This window comes from Protofrankia sp. CiP3, from assembly GCF_917627345.1.
Classification (GTDB): domain Bacteria; phylum Actinomycetota; class Actinomycetes; order Frankiales; family Frankiaceae; genus Protofrankia.
The window spans coordinates 1-1,462 of record NZ_CAKJTM010000146.1; the positions used below are offsets into that span (position 1 = coordinate 1).

Below are 1,462 nucleotides of genomic sequence, written 5' to 3' on the forward strand. Positions count from 1 at the left end.
CGTCCGCGGCGGCCGCGGTGGCCCGGGCGGCCTCCGCATCGGCGAGGGCGGCGTCCCGCTCGGCCGCGGCGGAGGCGACGTCCTCGGCCGCACGGCGCCGTGCCTCCTCCACCTCGGCTGCGGCGGAGGCGATGCGGGCGGCCGCGGTCGCCTCCGCCCGGCTCACCGCGGACTGCACACCGGCAGGGGTCAACTCGGCCGCAAGGCCGTCGCCGAGCCGGCCGATGTAGGTCTCCAGCCGGTCCAGGAGGTCCTCGGCGGCGGCGACGTCGCCACCGATGCCGCCGGCGGCGCGCCGCGAGGCGCGGGCGCGCTTGGCCTGCTCCTGGCAGTCCCGGTCCGGGCAGTACCGGCGCCGCCGACCCGAGCCGGCGGCCCGCTGCGCCACCGGCCGGGAGCACCAGGCACACGGCACCGTCTCCGGCGTGGCAGGGACGGGCCCCGGGTCGGCGGGGATCGGGTCGAGGGGTAGCGCAGACGTCGTCATACCCCCACCCTACCAACAAAACTAGATTTCTGTTTCCGGAAATCTGTTTTTATTCATGATCGGACTGATGTCCGGGCGATCGTGATCCTCGGGTTCGCGGAGGCCCTCACCGGGCCTCGGCGGGCCCGCTGGGGAACGGCCCCCTATGCCCCTGACCCGGGACGACTGGCGCGGCGGGGGGTGCGGGCGCGGCGGATCGTCTGCCCGACGGCCTCGGGGGTCGTCGCGGCCAGCTGTTCGTCGGCGAGCTCCTGGCCGATCTCGGCGAGTACGGCCGCCGCGGCGGCGTAGGTGCCCTGGGTGCGGACGAGGTCGCCCAGCGCGACCGCGCGCCGGGACGCGACCGAGGCCTGCGCGTCGAGCAGCACCTGGGCGAGCAGCGTCGCGGGCCGCCCGCGCAGCGGTATCCCGTCCTCGACAAGGGGACGCAGGATCCGCCACCGGCGCAGTGCCTGCGCGCGGTGTGCCTCGTTCAGCGCGGCCAGCGGCGGCGACGGGTCACCCTTGCGGTGGGTGTCCACCATCCGTCCCGGCTCACACTGCGGGTGCTGCCGTGACCAGCGACGTATCGGTGTCCTGGGGCTGCAACGCCCGGTACAGCGTGGACCGGCCGATACCAAGGTGACGGGCGATGGCGGACACCGACTCACCGCAGCCCAACCGCGCCTGAACGATCGCCAACGTGTCCTCGTCAACCACGGCCGGGCGGCCGCCTTTGCGGCCATGGGGGGTCGCCGTAGCATCCGCCGAAAATCGGGCGGATATCGCTGACCAGCGTGATCCCGTGGGACGGGTCGTACCCGTCAGGTGCTTGCCTGGCTGGAGGCGAAGTCGGCGCGGGCCTGGTCGAGCGCCTCTGGGTGCGCCTGGCGCTTCCCGTGTTCGTCCAGTGCTCGGTAGATGCTGGCCAGGCTCGGGTTGTGGCCCTTGCGCTTGCCCGTGGGGATGATCAGGTCGCGACGGATGTCCGCCACG

At 74.0% G+C, this 1,462-nt stretch carries 2 protein-coding genes and 1 pseudogene; all 3 read right to left on the reverse strand.

Features of this window, described 5'->3' with window-relative positions:
* Positions 1-487 (reverse strand): annotated as a pseudogene (locus MJ797_RS24530) (serine/threonine protein kinase); the annotation flags it as partial.
* A 143-nt stretch (positions 488-630) separates the two neighbouring features.
* Positions 631-1,011, reverse strand: coding sequence for a hypothetical protein (locus tag MJ797_RS24535; RefSeq protein WP_239341738.1), 381 nt, complete (start codon positions 1,009-1,011; stop codon positions 631-633).
* A gap of 10 nt (positions 1,012-1,021) precedes the next feature.
* Complete coding sequence (locus tag MJ797_RS24540; protein ID WP_239341740.1) at positions 1,022-1,186, reverse strand: helix-turn-helix domain-containing protein; 165 nt, start codon at positions 1,184-1,186, stop codon at positions 1,022-1,024.
* Positions 1,187-1,462: the final 276 nt, after the last annotated feature.

Excerpts from the sequence above, each read along its gene's own strand:
- MJ797_RS24535 (WP_239341738.1), bottom strand. The coding sequence starts at position 1,011 with ATGGTGGACACCCACCGCAAGGGTGACCCGTCGCCGCCGCTGGCCGCG.